This window comes from Methylocystis heyeri (assembly GCF_004802635.2).
Classification (GTDB): Bacteria; Pseudomonadota; Alphaproteobacteria; order Rhizobiales; family Beijerinckiaceae; genus Methylocystis; species Methylocystis heyeri.
Genome location: NZ_CP046052.1, coordinates 3,150,960 through 3,173,390, shown reverse-complemented (window position 1 = coordinate 3,173,390; position 22,431 = coordinate 3,150,960). Strand labels below are relative to the sequence as shown.

General features: G+C 62.6%; 19 protein-coding genes and 2 pseudogenes. 7 read left to right on the top strand and 14 right to left on the bottom strand.

Annotated elements, in window-relative coordinates; translation table 11 throughout:
* Positions 1-476 precede the first annotated feature (476 nt).
* The 3 genes from H2LOC_RS14405 to H2LOC_RS14395 are packed head-to-tail and all read left to right on the top strand — an operon-like array spanning position 477 to position 2,040.
* The gene (locus tag H2LOC_RS14405; RefSeq protein WP_136497679.1) at positions 477-1,253 is read left to right on the top strand and encodes a helix-turn-helix domain-containing protein; all 777 of its coding nucleotides are present in this window, start codon (positions 477-479) and stop codon (positions 1,251-1,253) included.
* A 51-nt stretch (positions 1,254-1,304) separates the two neighbouring features.
* On the top strand, positions 1,305-1,694 hold the full coding sequence (locus H2LOC_RS14400) for a VOC family protein (protein WP_136497678.1): 390 nt from the start codon (positions 1,305-1,307) through the stop codon (positions 1,692-1,694).
* A 7-nt stretch (positions 1,695-1,701) separates the two neighbouring features.
* Positions 1,702-2,040, top strand: a complete 339-nt coding sequence (locus tag H2LOC_RS14395) for a TfoX/Sxy family protein (RefSeq protein ID WP_136497677.1) — start codon at positions 1,702-1,704, stop codon at positions 2,038-2,040.
* A gap of 20 nt (positions 2,041-2,060) precedes the next feature.
* Here the strand turns inward: H2LOC_RS14395 and H2LOC_RS21815 are convergent.
* From H2LOC_RS21815 to H2LOC_RS14355, 9 genes and pseudogenes are all read right to left on the bottom strand, one after another.
* Positions 2,061-2,247 (bottom strand): annotated as a pseudogene (locus tag H2LOC_RS21815) (hypothetical protein); the annotation flags it as partial.
* Positions 2,248-2,297: 50 nt separating this feature from the next.
* Positions 2,298-3,677: an MmgE/PrpD family protein gene (locus H2LOC_RS14390; protein ID WP_136497675.1), complete on the bottom strand. Its 1,380-nt coding sequence runs from the start codon at positions 3,675-3,677 to the stop codon at positions 2,298-2,300.
* A gap of 27 nt (positions 3,678-3,704) precedes the next feature.
* Positions 3,705-4,868, bottom strand: coding sequence for a PrpF domain-containing protein (locus H2LOC_RS14385; protein ID WP_136497674.1), 1,164 nt, complete (start codon positions 4,866-4,868; stop codon positions 3,705-3,707).
* Positions 4,869-4,932: 64 nt separating this feature from the next.
* Positions 4,933-6,513: a UbiD family decarboxylase gene (locus H2LOC_RS14380; RefSeq protein ID WP_210251881.1), complete on the bottom strand. Its 1,581-nt coding sequence runs from the start codon at positions 6,511-6,513 to the stop codon at positions 4,933-4,935.
* Positions 6,514-6,636: 123 nt separating this feature from the next.
* A complete protein-coding gene (locus tag H2LOC_RS14375) occupies positions 6,637-8,241 on the bottom strand; it encodes a UbiD family decarboxylase (protein WP_136497672.1) in 1,605 nt (534 codons plus the stop codon).
* 55 nt (positions 8,242-8,296) lie between these two features.
* A complete protein-coding gene (locus H2LOC_RS14370) occupies positions 8,297-8,806 on the bottom strand; it encodes a pyridoxamine 5'-phosphate oxidase family protein (RefSeq protein WP_136497671.1) in 510 nt (169 codons plus the stop codon).
* Positions 8,796-9,386, bottom strand: a complete 591-nt coding sequence (locus H2LOC_RS14365) for a UbiX family flavin prenyltransferase (protein ID WP_425487304.1) — start codon at positions 9,384-9,386, stop codon at positions 8,796-8,798. The genes H2LOC_RS14370 and H2LOC_RS14365 overlap by 11 nt, the downstream gene beginning before the upstream one ends.
* Positions 9,387-9,462: 76 nt before the next feature.
* Positions 9,463-11,226, bottom strand: a complete 1,764-nt coding sequence (locus H2LOC_RS14360) for a UbiD family decarboxylase (RefSeq protein ID WP_136497669.1) — start codon at positions 11,224-11,226, stop codon at positions 9,463-9,465.
* Positions 11,227-11,465: 239 nt separating this feature from the next.
* Positions 11,466-13,097, bottom strand: a complete 1,632-nt coding sequence (locus H2LOC_RS14355; RefSeq protein WP_136497668.1) for a UbiD family decarboxylase — start codon at positions 13,095-13,097, stop codon at positions 11,466-11,468.
* Between the two features lie 311 nt (positions 13,098-13,408).
* Here H2LOC_RS14355 and H2LOC_RS21810 point away from each other — a divergent pair.
* Positions 13,409-13,600, top strand: a pseudogene (locus tag H2LOC_RS21810) (ISAs1 family transposase); the annotation flags it as partial.
* Here the strand turns inward: H2LOC_RS21810 and H2LOC_RS14345 are convergent.
* Positions 13,582-14,733 carry a hypothetical protein gene (locus H2LOC_RS14345; protein ID WP_136497667.1) on the bottom strand — a complete coding sequence of 384 codons (1,152 nt, stop codon included), beginning with the start codon at positions 14,731-14,733 and terminating at the stop codon, positions 13,582-13,584. The pseudogene H2LOC_RS21810 and the gene H2LOC_RS14345 sit on opposite strands and share 19 nt — an antisense overlap.
* A 510-nt stretch (positions 14,734-15,243) precedes the next feature.
* On the opposite strand from H2LOC_RS14345, the gene H2LOC_RS14340 reads away from it, so the two are divergent.
* The 3 genes from H2LOC_RS14340 (at position 15,244) to H2LOC_RS14330 (ending at position 16,513) form a co-directional block, all read left to right on the top strand.
* Entirely contained in the window at positions 15,244-15,498 is a 255-nt protein-coding gene (locus tag H2LOC_RS14340) for a hypothetical protein (RefSeq protein ID WP_136497666.1), read from the top strand.
* A 365-nt stretch (positions 15,499-15,863) separates the two neighbouring features.
* Positions 15,864-16,034: a cytochrome c oxidase assembly protein gene (locus H2LOC_RS14335; protein WP_136497665.1), complete on the top strand. Its 171-nt coding sequence runs from the start codon at positions 15,864-15,866 to the stop codon at positions 16,032-16,034.
* A gap of 149 nt (positions 16,035-16,183) precedes the next feature.
* Positions 16,184-16,513 (top strand): SMR family transporter, encoded by a 330-nt coding sequence (locus H2LOC_RS14330; RefSeq protein WP_136497664.1) that lies wholly within the window; start codon positions 16,184-16,186, stop codon positions 16,511-16,513.
* Positions 16,514-16,576: 63 nt separating this feature from the next.
* Here H2LOC_RS14330 and H2LOC_RS14325 read toward each other — a convergent pair whose 3' ends face one another.
* From H2LOC_RS14325 to H2LOC_RS14310, 4 genes are read right to left on the bottom strand one after another with little or no spacing between them, the layout of a single operon-like run.
* Positions 16,577-19,285: a sensor domain-containing protein gene (locus H2LOC_RS14325; RefSeq protein WP_136497663.1), complete on the bottom strand. Its 2,709-nt coding sequence runs from the start codon at positions 19,283-19,285 to the stop codon at positions 16,577-16,579.
* Positions 19,278-19,742 carry a hydrogenase maturation protease gene (locus tag H2LOC_RS14320; protein WP_136497662.1) on the bottom strand — a complete coding sequence of 155 codons (465 nt, stop codon included), beginning with the start codon at positions 19,740-19,742 and terminating at the stop codon, positions 19,278-19,280. Before H2LOC_RS14320 ends, H2LOC_RS14325 begins: the two co-directional genes overlap by 8 nt.
* A 12-nt stretch (positions 19,743-19,754) precedes the next feature.
* Positions 19,755-21,284, bottom strand: coding sequence for a nickel-dependent hydrogenase large subunit (locus H2LOC_RS14315; protein ID WP_136497661.1), 1,530 nt, complete (start codon positions 21,282-21,284; stop codon positions 19,755-19,757).
* 1 nt (position 21,285) lies between these two features.
* Entirely contained in the window at positions 21,286-22,242 is a 957-nt protein-coding gene (locus H2LOC_RS14310; RefSeq protein WP_202620470.1) for an NADH-quinone oxidoreductase subunit B family protein, read from the bottom strand.
* Between the last annotated feature and the right edge of the window lie 189 nt (positions 22,243-22,431).

The following is a 22,431-nucleotide window of genomic DNA, read 5'->3' as shown; positions in this document are numbered from 1 at the left end:
ATCTGCTGTTTTTTGATCATGCGTTTTGAAGGAATTTCGTTGACCGCGCTTTCGACGAAAGCGGTTGCAATTGGCTGCAGATCGCGGCATCTCAGTCCATAGCTCACGAGTGCAAGCTGATTGGCGTGAAGATGTTCAATTAGGTCGTTAACGTGTAGCTGGGCTGCGGCGGGGCCTTTGACATCTCCGACATGAGCGGCGTCAAACCAATGGGTCAGGCGCGCCAATCGCGTTTGGCATGCGTTCGATCGACCTTGCCAAAGTTTCCACCTGGAGCTCTCGAGCTCGCGGATTGGATGACCACGGAGGTAATACTCCCCACGACCTTGCATGCTCTCATCCTGAAGCGGCTTGGCCCGCTTGCGAAAAGGTGAAGAGGACTCTCTCTGGACACATGGTTTACACGCGAGATGTTCCGCCAGCTTCGTGATACGCTGGAGCCTGAAGTTCAGTGAGACACATGGAGTAATCATTTCATGCCATTGCCGCCCGGCTACTCGGAAAGCATTCGGATCGGCGATCGTGTCGCGCCGGTTGAGGCGGCTTGGCGTTACTTTGCAGAGATGGACGGCGAGCATCGCGTCTTGCCCGACGGGCGCTGCGACCTGATTTTGCGGTTCCATTCCGACGGTGAGTCGGCGTTAGGAGACGTCGTTCCGGTGATCGCGGGACCCGCTACGCGATTTCATCTGGTTCCACTCGCCGGAAATACGGCGTTCGTAGGCGTGAGGTTGCGCCCCGGCATTGCTCGCGCCGTACTCGGCATAGAACTCGCACCACTCGTCAATCGCGTTTTCGTTGGCCAGGATACTCTGGCGCTCATCCCAGCGCTTTCACAATTGCGATTGTGCGGGCTATCGATTGAACAGATCGCTGCACAGCTCGATGCTTTCGTTGCCGAGCGTTGCTCAGGCGCCGTGATCGACTTGGTTGCGCTTTCCCTGATTGACAGTTTTCACGTGACCGGCGGCCGGGTGTCGGTCGAGGATGTCGCGCGATCACATGGGGTTCATCCGAAGACTGTCCGACGGAAAATTTCTGGGGCAACAGGTCTTACGCCCAAGCAATATACGTCGATCGTACGATTCCACCGTGCGCTCCGGCTCCGGCGTGATGCCGGTCTCGACGCGGTCGCAGCCGCCTTCGAAGCGGGCTTTGCCGATCAGCCCCACATGTCCCGAACCTTTCGGCACATGGGTGGCATCAGCGCCGCAAAGCCCGTGACGTCCGTGCTGGCCGGACTTCCGATTTGACCGTCCCTTTTCTTCAAGACTGAGCCATCGACGATCTGTATTATCGGCCGCATGAAACTTGGATACACCATTCTTTACGTCGGCGACGTGCTGGCCACCGTCGATTTCTATGAGCGGGCTTTCGGCCTGAAGCGCCGTTTCGTGCATGAGAGCCAGCTCTATGCTGAGCTCGAAACCGGCGAGACAACACTCGCCTTTGCGGGCGAGGCGATCGCGGAAGCCAACGGCCTTGCCATCAGGCCCAACCGGAAGGGTGACGTTGCTGGCGGCTTCGAAGTGGCGCTTGTCACCGAAGACCCGGTTCAGGCTTATGCCTCGGCCATCGATGCGGGCGCGGGCGCGGTCTCTCCGCCCGTCAAAAAGCCGTGGGGGCAGCTTGTTGGTTATGTCCGGGATATCAACGGGTGCCTGATCGAGATCTGTTCCCCGGTCAGCCGCTGAGTCCACCGTGGCCACGCGAACACAAACCGTCGACTTCATTCTCGATCAACTTTCCGATCTCGTTAGCGTGTCGGCGCGGAAAATGTTCGGAGATTACGAACTATGGTTTGATGGCAAGCTGGTGGCGGTGATTTGCCGCGATCAGTTGTTCCTTAAAATTACGGCGGCGGGGCGAGCATTGACAGTCGATCCGGTCGAAACTCCGCCGTATCCGGGAGCCAAGCCGAGCTTGCTGATCGACGCGGGTCGGTGGGACGATAGGGAATGGCTCGGTGGTCTAATCCAGAAAACCGCCTATCAACTTCCGACTCCTGCGCCCAAACGGCCCAAGAGAGCTCGACAATAGACCACGTCTGGGTGCGGCGCTCACGCGCCGCCGAACCTCCAGACCGGGATGCCGAGCTTTCTTAGCCTTGTCGGCGAGGTTGTCGTTGATGCCCGTGCCGGGGAAGTGCATCACGCCCTTCGGCACGATGTCGAGCAACGCATCATTGCGCTTGAAGGGCGCCGCGCGGCCGTGTTTGGCCCAGTCGGGTGCGAAGCCGATCTGCGGGTGGGGCTGCAAATACCACGTGCGTCGGGCGTCGCGCCCCGGGACGACTTTCAGGCCAGCTGCTCGCGGCTCATGGCCTGCATCAGGACGGTCAGGTCGTCTAGTCCCATAAACCCGCGCAGCATTCCCAACAGAGCTTCGATTTTCGAGGGCGCCGCCAGCGGCGCGAGGTTTTTGCGGAACTTCGCTTCCAATTCCTCGATCGACATGGGGTTTTGCTGCGTGCCTTTGGAATGGCGCACGCGCTCCTCGTAATTCTGACCGGAGCGAAGCGTGACTATGACGATGCTGCCAAATCCCTCAAACTGCTCCTTCTCGGCCGTCGGGTCGATGAACATGGTGATTTTCGCGGCAAGCTCGCGTATGCGAGGGTCGTTGACGACTTCGTCCGTGACGTCGTATTCCCCCGGGGGGCCGTTGACCAAGGCGATAGCCAGCATGGTGTTGCAGCTGAACTGAGCCGACACGGCGTCCTCGGGATGGCGCATGGCTCCGACATGGTCTACGCCGAACTTGCTGTGGCCGACTTCGACCTTTTCGATGTCCTCGGGCCGACTGCCACGTTTGTCGCAGATGGACAGGAACGCCTCCAGAGCCGAGTGGATAACGTAGCAGCAGTTGTAGGGCTTGAACGCCGTCTGCAGCATGAGCCAGTCGTGACCGAGACCGTCGGCGATCCGTCCGATATGCGCGCCGTCGTCAAAGGTCTTGCAGACGCCATGGTCGCCTTCGAGAATCGAAGCCGGCCCGGTCAGGCCCTGCCTGGCCAAATAGGCGGCATTGATGCCGGCAATCGCTGCGATGCCGGGTAGGCAACGTTTCACCTCGCCGCCGGTGCGCGTGTATTCCTCTACCCCGCCGGCAAAACTGCCGCAGATGCCCAGGGCATTGACCAGGGCCTTCTTGTCGAAGCCGAGGAGGAGGCCGGCTGTCACGGCCGCGCCGAAGGGCCCCGCTACGTCTGGCGTGTGGAACCCCCGGGCATGGCTGGCGGGAATGGCGAAACCGATGCGGGTCATGGCCTCCATCCCGATGGCGATGGCCTTGGCTGCTTCGACCGGTTTGGCCCCGACCTGCTCGGCCATGGCCAGGGCTACGGGGATCATGATGCCCGAGGCATGGAGCCTGGCCCGGACGTTGGTGTCGTCAAAATCCTGAGCATGGCCGGCGCTGGCGTTTATGAAGGCCGCCTGCTGGGGCGAAAGACGGTCGCCATGGTAGGCTGTCGTCGCTTTGCCCACGGCCGGAAAGGTCGTCACGGCTCGGCGGACGCCCTCGGTCCAGGGGAACCGACTTCCGGCGATTTCCAGCCCGATCTTATCGATCAGCAGCTTCGGCAGGAATGCGGCCACGTCCGGCGGCAGGTCCCCCGCGAAGGCGGCCAAGCAGAAATCGGCCAGAGTTTCGGCAAGGTAATGCTTCTGTTCCATCGGACATTCTCTTCTTTTTGGATCGCCTTACAGGCAGTCCACGGCGTCGGCCCACGGTTTCAAGGAAATGAAGCCTTCCATGATGCGTCTCGCCGTGCGGGCATAAGCGGCGCGTCGGATCACGTAGCCGTCGCCGGCTTTTTCCAGGGCGATTTCCACCTCGAACTTCCCGCAGGGATGACCGATCCGAATTATCGGGGCAGCCTTGGCCGCCTCGGACAAAACGGCGTTCACCACGGTGCCGGCGAGCCGTGACGCCACCGCTGTGCACACTGCGCCCGTGCCCGAATAGGTCCGGTGGTAGGCTCCCGCGAAGCGGATGATCGCTTTGACGTCGTAGCTGTCCGCCGCGATGGCCGTTCCGTTCTGGAAGCTGGCGTAGGGGATCGGCGGGCCGACGAAAACGCAAAAGGGCATGGTCGGATTGGTCTTAAGGAACGTCACGAGGTTCTCGTAGAGCCCGAGCTTGACCCCTGCGGCGCCGCGTATCTTGTCTGCGAGGTCGCCGAGGCCCTGGTTTCCGAGCACGGCCTCGAAAGGTTCGCCGCCGGTCAGGCCCACGTCCGCCGCCTTGACGAACACTGCCGGGTTGGCCGCGTCCACGATGGAAACCGTGAAAGCGCCGCAACCCTCCACCTCGAGCGTTTCCACGGCATTACCGGTCGGCAGCAGGCCCTTGCCGAGAGTGCCGCCGGTGCCAGCGAAATCCAGGAGAATTTTCGCTCCTGTCCCTGGCACGCCATCGATGGCGAAATCGCCGGCCACCGCCGCCTTGCCGTCGACGACCGGCACCTCGGCCACGATGATCTTGTCGGTATTCGTGTTGTAGATGCGGACCTTGGTCACCGGCGAGACCGCCGCCGCCAATCCCTCGTCCACGGCGAAAGGTCCGACGCCGGCGGAGATATTGCCGCAATTGATCCGGTAGTCCACCAGCGGTTCGGTGAACATGACCTGACCGAACGTATAGTCGACATCGGCGTCAGGGCGTGCGCTCGGGCCGATGATGGCCGTCTTGCTGGTGAGCACGTTGGACCCGCCCAAACCGTCGATCTCGGTGATGTCCGGGGCGCCGTAGACGTCGAGGATGACCTCGTCGCGCAGGACCGGATCGGCGGGCAGATCGTTGACGTGGAAATAGACCCCCTTGCTCGTGCCGCCGCGCATAAACACACCGCGTATCTTTTTCATGGCGAGTTCCCCTGCCGCTGATGGGCCTCATGGAGCAGTCTCCGATACCGGCTCCGGCGCGTTGTTATTTCCCGTCTTTGCTTTTCTCGTAGACGAAGCAAGTTTCGGCGAAAGCGTAGGGATATTGCGGCCTGCGGTCGGCGATTCGGCCCAGCTTGGAGAAAGCCCTGTACAACAAGGGATTCGGCTGCCCGTGGAATTCCTTCAGGATTTCCAGCCAGGTTCGAGGCGCGGAACGGATGAAATCCGCCATGCGTTCGGTGAGCTGTTCCTCCGAGAGCGCCGTGACGCCGGCCGGAATGGCCCCCAGCGGTTCGGTGATGGCGCAGGCCCGGAAAGACTCGAGGTCATAGCCGCCAACCAGCGGGATGGTGCAATCGAAGCCTACCTTGGACATGAAGACTGGCGGCTTGTCCGTGCGACCCAGGGGGTCGAGCGGCAGAACGTTGAGCTCCGGGATGATGAGCGTGTCCTTATGCGGGTCGTAGCGCCACGCCATCGCCCACTTCACGCGGTCGTCGTCGAAAATGTCCACGTCCTCGTCGAAGACATAGGCGAGTTTGGGGAACCACTGCCGGGAGCAGCTGAGCATGATGGCCAGCGTCTGCTTGGCGTCTCCTCCGCCACGGGTCTTGATGCGCGCATAGGCGATGTTCGTGCATCCGCCCGGCGGCATGAAAACATCCAGTACATGAATTCCCGCGGCCTTCAGCGCCGAGTGGATGTCGCCTTCGACGGCCAGGTTGAAGATTTGCATGTCCGTGAGGCCAGGCTTGAGCCCGCCGATGGTGGCGTGCTGGAAGATCGCGCCCTTGCGGTGAGTGATGCAGTCCACGATGAAGCGACAGTTGCTCGGCAGCCCTCCGCCGTAGGTTCCGGTGAACTCGCCATACGGGCCTTCGTCATAGATCCAGCCTTCGGTAGTGATGATGCGCCCTTCCAGCACGATCTCCGCGTTGGCCGGCACGGTGAGATCGTTCGTCTCGCATTTGACGACTTCCGCGGGCTCCCCGCGAAAGCCGCCGAGCACATCCCAATCGTCGACGCCGGGAAACGAGAACATGCTCGCGATCTTGTCCAGGGTCGGTCCGCCCACCACCATCGCCGCCGGCATGTCACGGCCGAGTTCCTGGTAGCGCTTGGCGTTGACCCGGGAGTTGTGACTGTCGTTCCTCATATCGACGTTGGTCTCGTTTTTGGAGCGGTACATGAGCCGGTACATGCCCCAGTTTATGAGCCCGGAGTCGGGGTGGCGGGAGACCACATTCACATCTTGGATATACGCGTGACCGTCGTGGGGATGGTGGAGGAACAGCGGAAAGCGCGTCAGATCGACATCGTCGCCTTTACGGATGACGTCCTTGCACGGGGCGGTGTCGACGACCACGGGAGGGATGCGCCGGTGGGCGAGCTCGCCCAGCTTGGCGCTGACGGCCCGGGGGTCGCAGCCCAGCGCGTGAGCGTACTGCGTCCGGTTCGAATAGGCTCCGGCCAGGACTGGGAAGTCGTGGTCCTTGATCTTTTCGACGAGCACGGCCTTGTCATGGACCGCGTCGATCAGCGAAGGCAGTTCGTCGGCCCGTTTTTCCTCTGCGATCCGAACGAGCTGGCCGAGCTTTTCAAGCTCCGAGACAAAGTCCGACATGCTCTTTCGCGACATGATTTAATCTCTCTTCGCGCTGCGTTGTATGACGACAATTCCCAAAAGGCCTGGTCCGCACCCGCCCCGCGCGAGGCGTCCACCGTGCTCGGGCGCCCTTGGCCCAAGCTACTTTCGGTCCCGTTCCTTCTCGTAGACGAAGCATTTGTCGGCGAAAGTGTAGGGATATTGCGGACGGCGGTCGGCGATGCGGCCGAGCTTGGGCCGCAGATTGCCGAAAGCCCGATAGATCAGCGGGTAGGGCTGCCCGTGAAACTGCTTCAGGATCTCGCGCCACATGCGCGGCTCCTTCTCGATGTAGGCGGCCATGGCTTCGGTAAGCGCTTGCTCCGTCATCGGTGCGACTTCGCCGGGATCGCCCAAGGGGGCGGTCACGGAACATTTTTCGAAGCTGAAGCGGTCGATGTCGCCCACGATGGGAATGGTGCAGTCGAAGCCCACCTTGGGCGTGTGCACGGGCGGGTGATTGGTCTGGGCGAGAGGGTCGAGCGGCAGGATGTTGAGGTCGGGAATGACCACCGTGTCGATCTGTGGATTGTAGCGCCAGGCCTGCGCCCATTTGACCTGATCGTCGTCGAAAATGTCGATGTCTTCGTCGAAGACATAGGCGAGCTTGGGGAACCATTGCCGCGAACAGGTGAGCATCAGCCCCAGCGTCTGCTTGGCGTCGCCGCCTCCGCGCACCTTGATGCGGGCGTAGACGATGTTGTGGCTGCCGCCGTAAGGCGCGAAAACGTCCAAGACCTGAATGCCGGCGTTGACCAGGGCCGTGTAGATGTCGGCCTCGACAGTCGGATCGAATATCATCAGATCGGTGCGGCCCGGATGCAGGCCGCCGATCGTGGCGTATTGATAGATTCCGCCCTTGCGATAGGTGATGCAGTCCACCACGAAACGGCAGTTGGCGGGCAGGCCCGAGCCATAGGTGCCGGTGTATTCGCCGTAGGGCCCCTCGTCGTAGATCCAGCCCTCGGAGGTCATCATCCGGCCCTCGATCACGATCTCGGCGTTGGCCGGCACGGTGAGGTCGCTGGTCTCGCATTTCACGACCTTGGCCGGTTCGCCGTAGAAGCCGCTGAGCACGTCCCAGTCGTCCACTCCCGGGAAGGAATACATCGAGGCCACCTTGTCCAGGGTCGGACCGCCCACCACCACGGCGACAGGCATATCCAGTCCGCGCTCCTGGTATTTCTTGGCCTGTATGCGGCCGTTGTGTGAATCGTTGCGCATGTCCACGTTGGTCTCGTTTTTCGAGCGGAACATGAAGCGGTAGATGCCCCAGTTGATCAGCCCCGTTTCAGGGTCGCGCGAGACCACATTTGTGTCCTGAATGAAGGCGTGGCCGTCGTAGGGGTGGTAAAGGAACAGGGGGAAACGGGTGAGGTCCACCTCGTCGCCTTTCAGAATCACCTCCTTGCACGGCGCGGTCGGCGTCAGCGCGGGTTTGCCGCGCCGGGGAGTCAGCTTCGCGATCTCCTTTCCGAGGTCGCGCGGGTCGCAACCGAGGGCGTGGGCGTATTGCTCCCGGGTGCAATAGGCGCCGGCCAGGAACTGGAATTCGCAATCCCTGACCTTTTCCACCAGAACCGCCTTGTCTGGATGCGCCTCCATGATCGCAGGCAATTCGTCGACGCGCTTCTCCCCTGCGATGCGGACCAGTTGACCGATCTTTTCCAGTTCCGTGACGAAATCCGACAGGTTCTGTTGCGCCATGGCTCTCTCCTCGGGGGCTTATTGCTTCGCGCCGAAAACGTCGGCGCGTTCCTGGTCATTGTGAATCCTCCCGCTCGGGCGACCCCAACGGCAGGCCGTCTTCGAGGCGGACGACGAAGCGCGTTCCGAAGCCCAGTCTGTTGTCGAGGTAGCGGATGCGCGTCGGGATGAAGACATGGGGCGTCACGCGGGCCGCCTTGCGGGCGACCTCGCCCGGATGCGTCAGCAGATCGGCGACGAAAGGAAACTTCGTCACATAGGCGGCCATGGCGGACGCTTTGTCGAGCAACTCCGACAACGGCTCGGCCCGACCCTCCATTTGCACGCCGCGTATGTCGCGCCAGGACGCCACGACCGGATGAATAGTGGCGGCGCAGGTCGGCTGGGCCGCGAGATTGCGGCAATGCCGAGAGGTAGGCGACGATAAAAAAACGAGCCGCCGTCCTTGCGTCGCGAAATAGACGTCCGTCGCCCAGGGAACGCCGTCCGCGCAGGTCGCCAGCGTCACGACCGGAACCTGTTCCAGTATGTCGCCGAGGGCCTGGTCGAACTCTTCAAGCGTCATGGCCGCCCCAGCGCTTGAACAGCGTATGGGGGATCTCGAATTGGTCCAGGATCTTGCCGATGGTCTGATCTACCATGTCCATGATGGTTTGCGGGTGATGGTAGAAAGACGGCGCCGGCGGCAGGATCACCGCGCCCATTTCGGCCAGAGCGACCATATGGCGCAAATGCCCAAGGTGCAGAGGCGTCTCGCGCGGCACGAGCACCAGTTTGCGCCGCTCTTTCAGAGTCACGTCGGCGGCTCGGGCCAGCAGATTGTCGCCGAGCGACAGGGCGATCTGGGCTAGGCTCTTCATCGAGCAGGGCGCGACAACCATGCCGTAGACCGGGAAGGAGCCGCTGGAGACCGAGGCGGCCAGATTGGCGTGGTCGTGGACCACATCGGCCAGGGCGGCGACATCCTGCGTCGTGCGGTCGGTTTCGAGCTGGAGGGTGAGGCGCGCGCCCTTGCTTAAAATCAGATGGGTTTCCACCTCCGGGATCGTGCGAAGAACTTCAAGCAGCCTGACGCCGAAAATGACGCCGCTGGAGCCGGAGACGCCGACGACAAGACGTTTCATGGAACGGTTTCCTTCCCGCATGTTTTTTGGATCGGAGGCCAGCCGGACTCGCCGGCCGAACCCCCGTTGTTCTTATGGCGTAGAGACGTCTTGCGCCCTACACGTCGGTGGAGAAATCGTCCCGCAGCGGGAAGCCCGGGGGATATTCCACTTCGCCGGTCTTTTCGTTGTATTGGACCACGCCTTTGCGGGGCACGCCGGCGGTGGGCCCGCCCACAGCGTCGGCGTCGACGAGAGAGGCGGTGCGAATTCCGTTCAGCAGCCAATCGCCGGCGACGGCGCGCTCGGCGCATTTGGTCCATTCGTCGGTCCAGTCGCCGAGGTTGTAGCCATACCATTTCCAGCGCGGGGCGACCGGCGGAAGGCCCGCCTCGAGCCACAGATCGCGGGCTTCCTCCATGATCTCCTTGGTCGGCAGCGCCACCGGCGGCATGGGATAGTGCATGGTGGCGTCGATCATGATCTTGGCCTCCCATTCGCGGTCGCGCAGCTTGGGCGCATGGCCGTTGGCCTGGTAGTCCTCGATCTTCACCGATTTCATGAGGTCGGTGCGATAGGCGATGGCCCAGAGCACTTCCTCGACATTGTTGGGATTGACGTCCTCGTCGACGGCCACGGTGATCTTGCCCACCGAACGCATGAAGGTGGTGGCGCCTGAGAGCGCCCGCCAGACTTCCGTGCGCGGAGTGTTTTTCTCCAGCACGATGACGGTCAGTCGCGACACGCCGATCATGGGGCCGTGGAGCGCCACGTCCTTCACCTGTCGGATGTAAAGCGTGTCCTTCAGGTGGTTCAGCATCACCGCGCTGTAGTTGAGCTGCTTGATGACGCCGGATTCCGAAGGGGCCATCTGGGAAATCATCGAGGTGATGATGGCTTGCCTGCGCCTCGTGATGGCGGTGACCGTGATCGAGTGGTTGTATTCCTCCACGCTCATATTGCCGTAGGATTCGCCGAAAGGCGCCTCCATTTCTAGCTTGGCGGGATCGATCCAGCCTTCGATGATGATTTGTGCGTCCGCCGGAGCCCACAGCGGCACGGTCTTGCAGCGGACCTTGCGATAGGGCGCGCCGACGAGGCCGCCGGCCACGTCCAGATCGTTCAGGTTCTCGGGCGTCTTCTGCGGGCCGATGACCTGGAGCGCGGGCGGCGCCCCGACAATCAGGGCCACGGGCATCTTCTCGCCGCGCTCTTTGTATTTCACCCAGTTGTTGTGGGCGCCGCCGTTGGTCTGGATCAACCACATGGCGGTCATGCGATCCGACGCCTTGAGGCTGCACCGATTCTGGCTGATGTTCTCGACGCCGGTGTCGAGGTCCTTGGTGATCCACAGCCCGGCGGAGAAATAGGGGGCCGTATCCCACCCGGGGGTGTTGTTGGGCACGGGCAGCGCGGCCAGCCCTTTGCCTTCGCCTCCTTTAAGCTCGTCGCCCGTGATGATCACTTCGTGGACCGGAGCTTCCTCGGAGGGTATCTCCACGGCCGGAATGGGATTACTGAAAGCGTGGACCCATTTCTCGTAGACTTTTTGCGACAGCGCCGTGAAGTCGTCGCCGGCATCGTCGATGCCGAGCGAAGCGGCGTATATCCGCGGGGAGCCGGCTGTGCCGCCGACCATTACATCGCAGTCGCCCTTATATTTGCGGCCCTTGCTGTCGGTGACGTTAGTGAAGAGAAAGGCCCGTTTGGGGTTGGTGCTGACCACCGTGCCGACGTCGCCGACATAGCCCCAGCGCACGAAGGGATGCAGGTGTCTGTCTTTGTTGATTTCGTGATCGACGGTCCACAGCAGACCGGCCTTGTCCAGTTTTTCCAGGTGGTCGTTCAAGTCGTCGTAATGACGTGGAAATCCCTTTTGCATGGGCGTCCCTCTTGTACACGTTGCGACTTTGGTGTGATTATTTCTGGAAATTTGAGACCAAAAGCGACTGGAGCGACTTAAGCTTTCATGAACTTTTGTGATCGTTTGAATATAGATAAGTCGTTCCCTTGAAGTCGTTCCGCGTTCAGTATTCGCTCCAACTTCATCTTTGCGCAAGCGTTTCGAGATGCGAGGCATTGTCGCACGAAGGCTTTGTGGGCGCCCGTGCTCGGAACCTCCTATTCGGCGCGGAAGACGATCCCGCGCGCAGGGTCTTGCGGCTCCGCCGTCGCGCTGCGGTGCGCCGCCGAGCGCCGGCCATTGGCGATCCAGTCGCCCTTGGCGGCGCGGGCGGCGCAGGCGTCCCATTCATCCGACCAGTCCCCCAGCGAATAGCCGCTCCACGGAGATTCCGGCGCCAGCTGGGGAAGTTTGAGTTCCTCCCAGATGACCCGCGCCCGGTCCATGAACTCCTTTTTCGGCAGGGCCACAGGCGGAAAATTCCCCTTGGCGGTGGCGTCGACGAGCATGGTGGAATCGGTCCCTCCGCCGGGCAGCTCAGGTCCGTGTCCCTTGCCCCGGTTGGGCACGACATGGGTGTCGACCAGGGGATTGGAGCGGTAGGCGATGGCCCAAAGCACATGGTCGGCGTTTTCAGGGTCGATGTCTTCGTCGATGGCGACGCAGAATTTCCCGATCGCCGGAGTGAAGCTGGCGGCGCCGAGAAGCGCCCGCCACACTTCGGTGTTGGGCGTGCCTTTGGCGATGGTGATGAAGAGAAAGCGCCGCAGATTGGTCAGAGGCTCGTGCATCGAGACCCGCTTGACGCCTTTGATGTTCAGCGCATTGCGCAGGTGGTCGAGGTAGAGCGGCTCATAGGCCACTTTCTTGATCACGCTCGATTCACTCGGCGTGACCTGGGAGATGATGGAGGTGATGGTGTAATTGGTCCGGCGGGTGATGGCCGTAACCGTCATGGAGAAGTTATATTCCTCCAGCGCCATATATCCGTGGGATTCGCCGAAGGGGCCTTCGGGCTCCAGACTGTCGGTGTCGATGAGGCCTTCCACGATCACTTGCGCGTGGGCCGGCGCCAGCAGGTCTACCGTCTTGCAGCGCACCACCTCGACGGGACGACCGCCCAGCCCGCCGGCCACGGTGAGCTCGTCGCAATCGAGCGGCAGCTTCTGTGGGCCGGTGAAGGCCACCAGGGGCGGCGCGCCCAGCACGACGGCCACGGGCATTTTCTCGCCCCGGGCCTTGTATTTGAGCCAATGCACGCCGCCGCCGGCGAGCGTCGAGCGCTCCATCATCACGGCCACCCGGTTGGGGGCCTTGAGATTGCCCCGGTAGAGGCCGAGATTCTGAACGCCGGTGTCAGGGTCGCGCGTGGCCCAAAGCCCCGCGGTGAAATAAGGCGCGGTGTCGTAGCCCGGCGTCGAGATCGGGATCGGCAGCGCGTCGAGCCCCTTTCCCTCCCCGAGGAGATCGTCGCCCGTCAGGACGATCTCCTGGCAAGGCGCGCTGTCCACGAGGCGGGGGGCGATCGGCGCGGCCATGGCGGCGAGCCAAGCCCGACCGATGTCGGCCACGGGCTTGCCGAGTCCGACCGCATATATTTCAGGGTTCGCAGCAAGGGCGCCGATAGCGACGCGCGCGCCGGGATAGGAGCGTCCCTTGGCGTCGGTAACATTCGTGAAAAGAAATGCCTTGCGCCGGCTTTCCGGAATGCCGCCGCGATACTGCCAGCGCACCAGCGGGTGCATCTCGCGATCCTTGTCGATGGGGCGGTCTATGACATGGAGCAGGCCGGCGGCGGCCAGCTTTTGCAAATGGGCGTCGAGCGCATCGGTTTCTGGGCTGTCGCTCACGAGAACCTCCGGCAGGCTGGCTTTTGCGGGCTCTCCGCTTTCTCCTCGACGGGCACGGGTCTGAACGGATCAGCCGGTTCTGCGCTTCTCCTGCATCGAGACCCTTGCTCGTATCGGCGACGCGCGTTTTGGCGAGATCTACAACCTTTTATCGATGTTCATGCCTGAAGATGAAGACAGACGGCGGAATAAAATCTTGCTTGCGCTGTCGAGCAAAAGGTAACCCAAGCTTTATCGGGCCGCAACACGAACTTGGCCTTTCCAGGGCAATCGGGTGAAGAAGTAGCTGACAAAGGGTTAAATGTCTGAATGGACAGGTCGACGTGGCGCAAAAGTCCAACGAGATCGTCGCGATTCCCGCGCTTTAAGAGATGATGGCGATCGAAGGCGCCGTCGTGACGATCGACGCCATGGGATGCCAGCGCGCCATCGCCAAAAAGATCAAAGACAAGAAGGCCGATTACAACATCGCGCTCAAGGGCAATCAGGGAACGCTGCACGAAGACGCGATGCTGTTCGCAAAAGAGCAGAAGGCCGCGGGCTTCAAGGATACGACACTGGCCGGATCCCAATAAACGAAACCCGGCTGCGTTCCGGCCGAATGAATATCGCCGCCTATCAGAGCGGGATTGCCGCCCTCGATCCGGACGTAGGAGGCTATTACGCCGAGCAGCCCGGCGTTTTGGGTGACGCCGTAAACGCTTGTCGGGCATTCGGCGCTGGCGACGCCCTGCATGACGACGCTGGCGCCCGACGTGCCGAGGGTTTTGTAGTCGAAGTTCGTAGGATTGATGAGGTGGGCGTCATTGTCGATCAGCGGCACAAAGTTGGCGCTGTCCACGCAATAATAGCTGCCGCCATAGGATTGCTCGAGTGCGTTCCACACCGTGAACAGCAGCTTGGTCGTGTGCAGCTGATAATCTTGCCGCAGATCCTGGTTGCAGCTGGCCACCGCAAGATAGTTCCCGCCGGCGCCGAGCCGGCCGAGGGTTGCGCCGTTAGGCATGAATGAAGCCGCATTGTACGATGGACATGCATCGTAATCGTTCGGCCGGCCGTCCAGGCGAATGGCGCCGGGCGGTCCCATTACGGTATTATCCGCCGCCGGTCCGCTTCCAAAGGCGTTCAACGCCCAAAAGGACCAGGCGCTGTATTTGAGCGCGCCGCCGACGCCCAGAACCGATGCTGCGCCATGCAGATGGTTGAACGCGATTTGCTGCGTCGCGCCCTGGTCGACCGCAAAGCAAACCAGCTCGCCCCGGTAAATGCCGCCAAAGACGGGATAATCGCCGTAGCTCGGGAACGGCGGAGGCCTGATCTGATCGCCGGTCCTGGTTCGAACATCCCAGGATACGGTTGCTTTTCCCGACATCTCGAAGCCGAAGCCGACTCTGCCTTTTTGCTCGTTCACATAATAGCATTCGACCTGAACCGGCGTGACCTGATCGTTCGAGATTTCGATGATCGTGTCGGCGCTCGCCCCCGGATCTATATTTATCATGGGGAAGATCAGCAGACTCCCTTTCTTGGACGTATTGGTCACGGAGACTGTGGAGGTCGAGGGCGGGATCTGAGCAACGGCCGAACCGGCGCTGAAGGCAAGAGCGATGGCCGCCAAAAGGATTTTGGCCGTCATGCAAAGACTCCTCGGGTCTGATTTATCGGATCTAAACTAAATTATCGTTGCTCGTCATTATCTTATGTAATACGGCAATTGTATATGACAACATTTTGCAATGTTGACAATTAAACGAGTTGACATGGTTAACCAAATGTGATCCGCGAACAAATAGTGGGATCGCATTTGTTTCAACTGAAATACCGATCGCCATAGGTTCATGATCTATCGAATATTTCGTTGCATCAGGCGTTTTACAGTCTCTCTTTCAGGGGCTTTCCCTTCTCCCTCGAAGGAAGACGCCATGAAAAAACCGCGGCGTTTTGCTCCTCTCTCTGAGCTTTCTGGCGCCGAGCGAAGCGGCTATGGCGAGCGGATGCGCCAAAGGCGCAACCATCGGGGCGGCTGCCGCCCAAAGCGCGGGCGTCTCCGACCGGCGCTGAGCGCGCGCCAAAGATTGACCGTGAAGCCTGTCAACTTTCGCCGCGCGCGCTCTAAATCACCTCCTGCGGCGCAGGGGAATTCGACATGACCCAGGACAATTCGCACAGCCACGATCCCCAGGTCTCCAAAAAGGAGGCGGACCGTTACACCGGCATGGCCGAAATCGACTTCGCCATCAGCCCCAGCGTGATCGTATGCGGGCTAGCTGGCGCGGTCCTCGGATTCATCCTCGCCATGTGGGCGACGTCCGAGATCCCGATCGTCTTCGCGACGACGATCGTTTTCGGGGTTCTGTCAGGCATTTTCGGCCTGTTCGTCCCATGGTGGAAGCCTCGTTGACCCCGCGACAGGACCGAGTTCCCGGCGTTTGAAGCGCGTGCGAATCTTGTTGAGCCACATTCGCTTCAGCCCTCGGCGCGGTTCAAACCGCCGAAGCGCTCGCGCGAGGGCGCCTCTAGAGCGCGTTCTTGTTTCGTGGAAACATGGACGCGCTCTAAACTTTTTTAACGCGTTTCCCATGCCGAACCGGCGGCATCCACTTCGACTGGAAACGCTCGAGCATCTCGAACAAGAAAGTCTCTTGAGATGCAATTGTCTCGACGCGCGCTGAACTCCTAGAGGCCTTTCGCGGCGAGGCGCTGCAAGGGTCGAACGCAGCGGCGCGGCTTCGCTCGCAATATGCTCGAGGCGCAAAAACGCGACTGATGATGGGCCCGCCGGTCGGTTGCGGCCTCGTCGGCGTCACGCGGCCTTTCGCTCTCGAAGACCAGCATTACGCGGGCCTCGTCATCTGGGTCGGCGGCAGGCTGGTCTATCTCCTTGTGATCCCGCGGCTGTTCATCGATTGGATGCGCCCCTGCGGAACCAACCGTTAGCTTTACACAGTTAGAGTCGGCGCTCACGCAGCCGGCGCAAAGCCGCGTGCTGTGCATGTTCCCGAACCGGCGAAGCGGCTTTTGGAAAAGAACATGCTCGGGCGATAAAATTTGAAGCGCGTTCGACTGTTTCTCAGGAGGGGCTGCAAATGAAATGGGCATATCTGCTGGTCGCCATTTGCGCGGAAGTCGCTGCGACTTCCGCGCTGAAGGCTTCGGCGGGGTTTACGAGGCTCGTCCCTTCCGTCGCCGTCGTGATCGGATATTGCGTCGCATTCTATTTCCTGTCGTTGACGCTCGACACCATTCCGGTAGGCATCTCCTATGCGATATGGTCTGGAGTCGGAATCGTCCTGATCTCCCTCATCGGCTGGCTGAGCTTTGGTCAGAACCTGGACGCGCCCGCCATCGCCGGAATCGCCCTCATCATAGCCGGCGTCGCCGTGATCAATCTGGTTTCCAAAACCGCTTCGCATTGACGCCGCGCCGCGCCCGGCCTTGCGGGCGGGCGCGAAAACCCGGCGCCGTTCTTTGATGTGGCTTCATGCCCGGCGAAGAAGGCCGCCATTGTCTTTTTCGTTCCCGAACTCCGTTCTCTGCGTCAGCTTGGCCGGCATGGCGCGTGAAGCATGGCTCAGAAGCATGTCCTCCATGGCCGAGGCGGCGAGCGGGCGGCTGAACAGGAAGCCCTGGGCTTCCTCGCAGCCCATTTCCGCGAGGCATTGGGCCTGAGCGGGCGTCTCGATCCCTTCCGCGAGAACATTCAGATGCAGGCTGTGGCCGAGCGCCACGATGGCGCGGGCGATCGCGGCTTCATTCTCTCCGCTCGGAAGGTCCGCGACGAAGGAGCGGTCGATCTTCAGCTTGTTCACGGGCAGACGCTTGAGATAGGCGAGGGACGACTGACCCGTGCCGAAATCGTCGATCGCCAGGGAAAGGCCGAAAGCGCGGAGGGCGTCGAGAACCTGTATGTTCTGCTGCGCCTGGCGCATGACATAGGTCTCGGTGATCTCCAGCTCGAGAAACTCGGGCGGCAAGCCGGTCTCGGCCAGCACATCCCCGACCATGCCGACGATATCCGAGCGCTCGATCTGGACGCCGGATATGTTCACGGCGATGCGGCGCAGGCCGCACCCCTTGCGCGCCCATTCCATCGCCTGGCCGCAGGCGGTCCGCAGGGCCCATTCGCCGAGGCGCAGGATCAGGCCGGTCTCCTCTGCGATGGCGATGAAACTGGCGGGCGGGATGTCGCCGCGCTCGGCGTGGCGCCAGCGCATCAGCGCCTCCGAGCCGAGAAGCCGGCCGTTGGCGAGCTCGAACTGCGGCTGGTATTCAAGGAACAGTTCGTCCTTGTCCATCGCCTTGCACAGCTCGCCTTCCAGAAACAGCCGTTCCTGGGCCCGATCCGTCAGCTGCGCCGTGTAGAACATGAACTTGCCGCGTCCTTCCTCCTTGGCCTGATACATGGCGAGGTCGGCGTTCTTGATCAGCGTGGCGGCGTCTTCGCCGTCGCCGGGATAGCTGCTGACGCCGATGGAAGTGCGAACCTCGAGCCGATGGCCCTGGATGACGAACGGCCTTGAAAGCGCCGCCAGGATTTTCTGCGCGACTCGCTCGGCGTCCTCGGGGCCGTGGACGTTCTGCAGCAGCACGATGAATTCGTCGCCCCCGAGACGCGCGATCGTGTCGCTCTGGCGCAGGTTCTGCGTCAGCCGCGCCGCGACAGCCCGCAAAAGCTCGTCTCCGACCGGGTGTCCCAGGCTGTCGTTGATGTATTTGAAGCGGTCGAGATCGAGAAAAAGCAGGCAGAGCTTGCGGCCGGTGCGCTGCGACATTTTGATGGCCTGGGCGCAGCGGTCGTTGAAAAGCTGTCGGTTGGGCAGGTCGGTCAGCGTGTCGTAATAGGCGAGGTGATGGATATGCGCGGCCGAGCGCTTCTGCTCGCTGAGGTCGTAGAAAACCCCGATATAGTTCTTCACCTTGCCGTGCTCGTCGCGCACGGCCGAGATATTCTGCCACAGCGGGACGACCTTGCCGTCCTTGCGGCGGTCCCAGATTTCGCCCTGCCACTCGCCTTCCCGGATCAGCCTCGCCCATATCTGCTCGTAGAATGACGCATCGTGGCGCTTCGACTTGAAGATGCTGGTCCTTTTTCCGACGACTTCCTCCGGCTCATAGCCGAGAATGCGGCTGAAGGCGGGGTTGGCCTTGATGATCCGGGTTTCGGAGTCGGTGATGATCACGCCGTTGAGGCTGCTGTCGAACACGCTGGCGGCGAGGCCGAGCTGCTCGTCCGCCAGACGCTGGGCGGTGACGTCCTGGAGGGTTCCGGTCGCGCGCAACGGCTTCCCGCCCTCGTCGTAATGGATCAGCCCGCGCAATTGGATGCATTTCGTTCCGCCGTTGGCCAGCAACAGTCGGCAGTTGCACGAAAAAAGGCGATGACCGGCGATCGCGGCGCTGAAAGCCTCGGCGATTTGCTGGCGGTCGTTCGGATGGACGATGGCCAAAAAATCCTCGGTTCGCGCCGGGGGGCGCCCGAGTTCGCAGATTTGCAGCAACTCGTCCGACCATTGGACGACCTCGCCGGTGGTCGGGTCGAGCTCCCAGCGACCGATCTGGGCGATGCGCTGAGCCTCCTTGAGTTGCCTTTCGCTCTCGATGAGGGCGTCGCGCTGGTTCTTGATCGCGGTTATGTCCGTCGCGCAGACGACGGCGCCTTCCTCCTTGCCCTGGGGATCGTGCTGGACGCTGGCTTCGAGCCAATAGACGCGATATCGCCCGTCCCTGCCCAGCAGGCGGTGTTCCGCGCAGTAGGAGCCGGCGCTGCGCGCCAGTTCGAACAGCGGCGAATAGACCGGCCACGGCAGGGCGCCGAGCGACAGCTCCAGCCGGGCTTTTTCTTCCGGCGGCAGCCATTCGTCCAGGACGCGCCGGGCCGCCGGCGCTTCCGGCTCGCCCAGGGCGACGCCGAAGCGGCGGTTGACCTGGCGTATGAAACCTTCCGGCCCGAGAACGATCATCAGAGCGGAGGAGGTGTCCATCACCCGCTGGATGAAATTGGCCTGGCTGGTCTGGCGCTGATTGGCTTCCTGCAGGGCCTCGGCCTGCAGCTCCATCGTGCGCAGCATCCTGTCCGCCTCGCCGGCGTCGACGCCCAATTGCCTTTGTATGGCCGCGTTGGCGAGACGAAGCGTCTCCACCTCCGCGCGCAGGCGGATGATTTCTTGCGCGAGTTCCGGATCAGACATGGCGTTCGGAGTCGAAATAGGAACGAAGGAGCAGCGCCGCAACTTCATCGGCGGCGCGCGCCACCGGCTCCGAGAGCCCCGGGCGAAACGGCGCGACGGTCCCGGCCTCCGCTCCGATGATCTCGATGGCCGGCGGGCGCTCGGAAAGCGCCGCGAGGGCGCGCAGGACATAGCCCAGTCCGACGCCATGCCCGGCGGGCGTCGCTTCCTGCATGACGGCGGCCGGAGAGGGTCGTCCGATCCGCCCCGGAGTTCCGGCGGGCGCCAGCGCATCGACGATGACGATTTCGGCGCAGTCCTGGAACAGCGCCAGCGCAGCCGGTCCCGGCGCGCCGGCCTCCGTGAGGCGCAGGCCGGCGGGCCGCGCGTGCGGCGCCAGCCGTTGGTAGACCGCCGGGCCGAAGCCGTCGTCGCCGTGCAGCGGGTTGCCGAAGCAGATGATATGGCGCTCGATCACGAAGCGGTTCCCTTATGCGCCAAAATGGACCTTGCCGCCGGTGTCCAGCATATGGACCGTGCAAACCAGGCAGGGATCGTGAGAACGGATGATATGGCCGATTTCGATGGGATCGTCGGGATCCTTCACCGTGACGCCGACGAGGCTCTGCTCCCAATGGCCGGGCAGGCCCGCGCTGTCGCGCGGCGAGGCGTTCCAGGCTGTCGGCGTAATGATCTGGTAACGCTCGATGACGCCGTTCCGAATCGCGATCCAGTGGCCGAGCGCGCCGCGCGCCGCCATGACGAGGCCGAATCCGTCGCCGTCGGCCTCGCTGCTCCCGGCGGGCGGGGTGAAATGCTCGCCATGCGGCTCGGCCGCGAGTTCGTCGAGCATGCGCTGGGCGTAAAAGAACTCATAGGCGATGCGCCTCACCCGCGCGAACTGACGCAGCCAGGCGCCGCCGCCCTCCATTGCGTGGAGCGACGCGATCAGGGCGTCGCCGCCGATCAGCAGTTCGGCGAGCGGCCCGGTCTGGACGGCCTTATCGCCATAGCGGGGCGCCTTGGCCCAGCTGTAGCGATCGCCGCCCGGCTGGTAGTTCGGGACGGTTTCTCCGCGCCAGGGATGTCTGCCGCCGTCGTAATGCCGGAACCAGGAATGGCGCACATGCTCGTTGATCAGCTCCTGGTCGAGCTGGGCGACCGATCCGGCGTCGCCGTCGTAAAAACCGGAGCGAAGCAAAGACGCGCCGGCTCCGGGCGAGGATTCCAGCGGATCGCGCCAGGAGCCGTAGCTCAGCATATGTCCGGTCCCGGCGGCGGCGCGATGCAGTCCGAGCGCACGAGCGCAGCGGGTGAGGGCGCCGAGAGCGCTCGCCGCATGGAGGGGCTCGTCCAGCCAGGCGAGGTAATCTTCCGCCCTGTCCAGCGCCAGCCAGCGGTCGAGCGGCGCGCCGACGATGCGCTGCTCGTACCAGCGCTGGGCCTCCTGCAGCACGGCGCGGCACGCCGAGATGCGCCGCAAATCGGCCGGCAGGGTGACGCCGCCGGGAGCCATATAGCTGGAATGCGGCCATTGTCCGCCGAAATGAGCCACGATCTCGACCAGCCGCCGCGTCATGGCCAGAGTTTCGAGATAGATCGCGCCGCGGAACGGCTCGAACATCGCCGTCATTTCGTCGAACCAGGGCTCGCCGGCGTAGCGCGAAGTGCAGAAGTCGGGCGAGAAGAACAGAAAGGTCTGCCGCAGGTCGTTCTGGAGGCCTTCCGCCATCAGGCACAGATTGCGGATGCGCGTGGCGTTGGGCGGCGGCGACAGGCGCCAGGCGTTCTCGAGCGCCAGGACGGCGGAATAAAGATGCGCTGTGCCGCAAATGCCGCAGACGCGCGGCGTGATCACCAGCGAGTCGCGCGGGGCGCGGCCGATCATGATCTGCTCGAAGCCGCGATACATCGTGCCGATCGTGCGGGCTTCCGCCACGACGCCGTCCTCCAGCGCGACGGCGATTTCGAGATCGCCCTCGACCCGATTGAGGCTGACGTTGAGTTCGAGGCGCGCCATGTCAGACGTCCATCTCCTTGTCCTTCACGCGCTGGGGCGCGGCGGCGCGGGCGAGGTTCTTGTAGGCCATGTAGCGGGCTCGCTCGACCCCCATGGGGAGACGAAGCGGGACGTCGCCGATCTTCGCGGTGGTAAAGAGATCGGCCTCGCGCGGGAAGTTGGGCGCCGTGCAGCCGAAGCAGGGCACGCCCGCCCTGGTCTTGCTGCTTACGCCGTTCCAAAGATCGTCGTTGCACACCGCCTGCGTCAGCGGTCCCTGACATCCCAGATTGAAGAACAGGCAGGCATGGCCGCCGAGCTGCGCGTCCTCGATGTCGTATTCGTGGTACTCGCTGCGCGTGCAGCCCTGATGCACCAGCATGCTGAAGAAAGCGCTCGGACGATTGAGCGGATCGAGAGCGATCGGCATGTCCTCGGCGAGCGCCGCCAGGGTCTGCGTCATGGCGTGGGGATGCGCCGGACAGCCGGCGATATTGATGACGGGCGCCCCGGATCGCGAGCGCCAGCCGGCGGGCAGCAGGCCCCCCGGATTGGCCCGATTGAACTGCATGCCCGTGCAATCGCCGGGGTTGGGGCTGGCCGCGTGGACTCCGCCGAAACTGGCGCAGGTTCCCATGGCGACGACGAATTCGGCGCGCTCCGCGAGGCTGCGAGCGATATCCATCCGCGCGCGGCCCTTGTAGCTGTCGAACAGCCCGGTGCCGCGCGGCGCGGTGATGATGCTGCCTTCGACGCACAGAATGTCCAGTTTCTGCGAGCCCGATGCGATGTCTTCGATCAGCGCGTCGAAGCGTTTGGCCGGCGCATGCGAGAGCGAAGGATGCCAGAGAAGCTCGATCCCGTAAGAAAGAAGCAGTTGCTCGAAGCTGGGCGCCTCGGCGCTGAGGATCGCGAGTGAATCGCCGCCGCAAGCCCCGGTCTGGAGCCAGAACAAGGTTTTCACCTGCGTCCCTCTCATATTTGCATGTCTGCCATAGGACCGTGCAAAGCTTTAAAATTCTTGAAACTTTGTGCTCGAAAGCCTCTGCGGGGGAGATTGCGCGACGCGGTGAGCGGTCCGCCCCGGCGGGGCGCGATGGCTTCAGACCGGCGAACCGGCGCGGCGAAAATGCGTTGCGGCTCGCGGCGCATGGTTACGGATCGGTAA

Coding starts and splice junctions, on each gene's coding strand:
- H2LOC_RS14405 (WP_136497679.1), top strand. CDS start 477: ATGCCATTGCCGCCCGGCTACTCGGAAAGCATTCGGATCGGCGATCGT.
- H2LOC_RS14400 (WP_136497678.1), top strand. CDS start 1,305: ATGAAACTTGGATACACCATTCTTTACGTCGGCGACGTGCTGGCCACC.
- H2LOC_RS14390 (WP_136497675.1), bottom strand. CDS start 3,677: ATGGAACAGAAGCATTACCTTGCCGAAACTCTGGCCGATTTCTGCTTG.
- H2LOC_RS14385 (WP_136497674.1), bottom strand. CDS start 4,868: ATGAAAAAGATACGCGGTGTGTTTATGCGCGGCGGCACGAGCAAGGGG.
- H2LOC_RS14380 (WP_210251881.1), bottom strand. CDS start 6,513: ATGTCGGACTTTGTCTCGGAGCTTGAAAAGCTCGGCCAGCTCGTTCGG.
- H2LOC_RS14375 (WP_136497672.1), bottom strand. CDS start 8,241: ATGGCGCAACAGAACCTGTCGGATTTCGTCACGGAACTGGAAAAGATC.
- H2LOC_RS14370 (WP_136497671.1), bottom strand. CDS start 8,806: ATGACGCTTGAAGAGTTCGACCAGGCCCTCGGCGACATACTGGAACAG.
- H2LOC_RS14365 (WP_425487304.1), bottom strand. CDS start 9,386: ATGCGGGAAGGAAACCGTTCCATGAAACGTCTTGTCGTCGGCGTCTCC.
- H2LOC_RS14360 (WP_136497669.1), bottom strand. CDS start 11,226: ATGCAAAAGGGATTTCCACGTCATTACGACGACTTGAACGACCACCTG.
- H2LOC_RS14345 (WP_136497667.1), bottom strand. CDS start 14,733: ATGACGGCCAAAATCCTTTTGGCGGCCATCGCTCTTGCCTTCAGCGCC.
- H2LOC_RS14340 (WP_136497666.1), top strand. CDS start 15,244: ATGACCCAGGACAATTCGCACAGCCACGATCCCCAGGTCTCCAAAAAG.
- H2LOC_RS14335 (WP_136497665.1), top strand. CDS start 15,864: ATGATGGGCCCGCCGGTCGGTTGCGGCCTCGTCGGCGTCACGCGGCCT.
- H2LOC_RS14330 (WP_136497664.1), top strand. CDS start 16,184: ATGAAATGGGCATATCTGCTGGTCGCCATTTGCGCGGAAGTCGCTGCG.
- H2LOC_RS14325 (WP_136497663.1), bottom strand. CDS start 19,285: ATGTCTGATCCGGAACTCGCGCAAGAAATCATCCGCCTGCGCGCGGAG.
- H2LOC_RS14315 (WP_136497661.1), bottom strand. CDS start 21,284: ATGGCGCGCCTCGAACTCAACGTCAGCCTCAATCGGGTCGAGGGCGAT.
- H2LOC_RS14310 (WP_202620470.1), bottom strand. CDS start 22,242: ATGAGAGGGACGCAGGTGAAAACCTTGTTCTGGCTCCAGACCGGGGCT.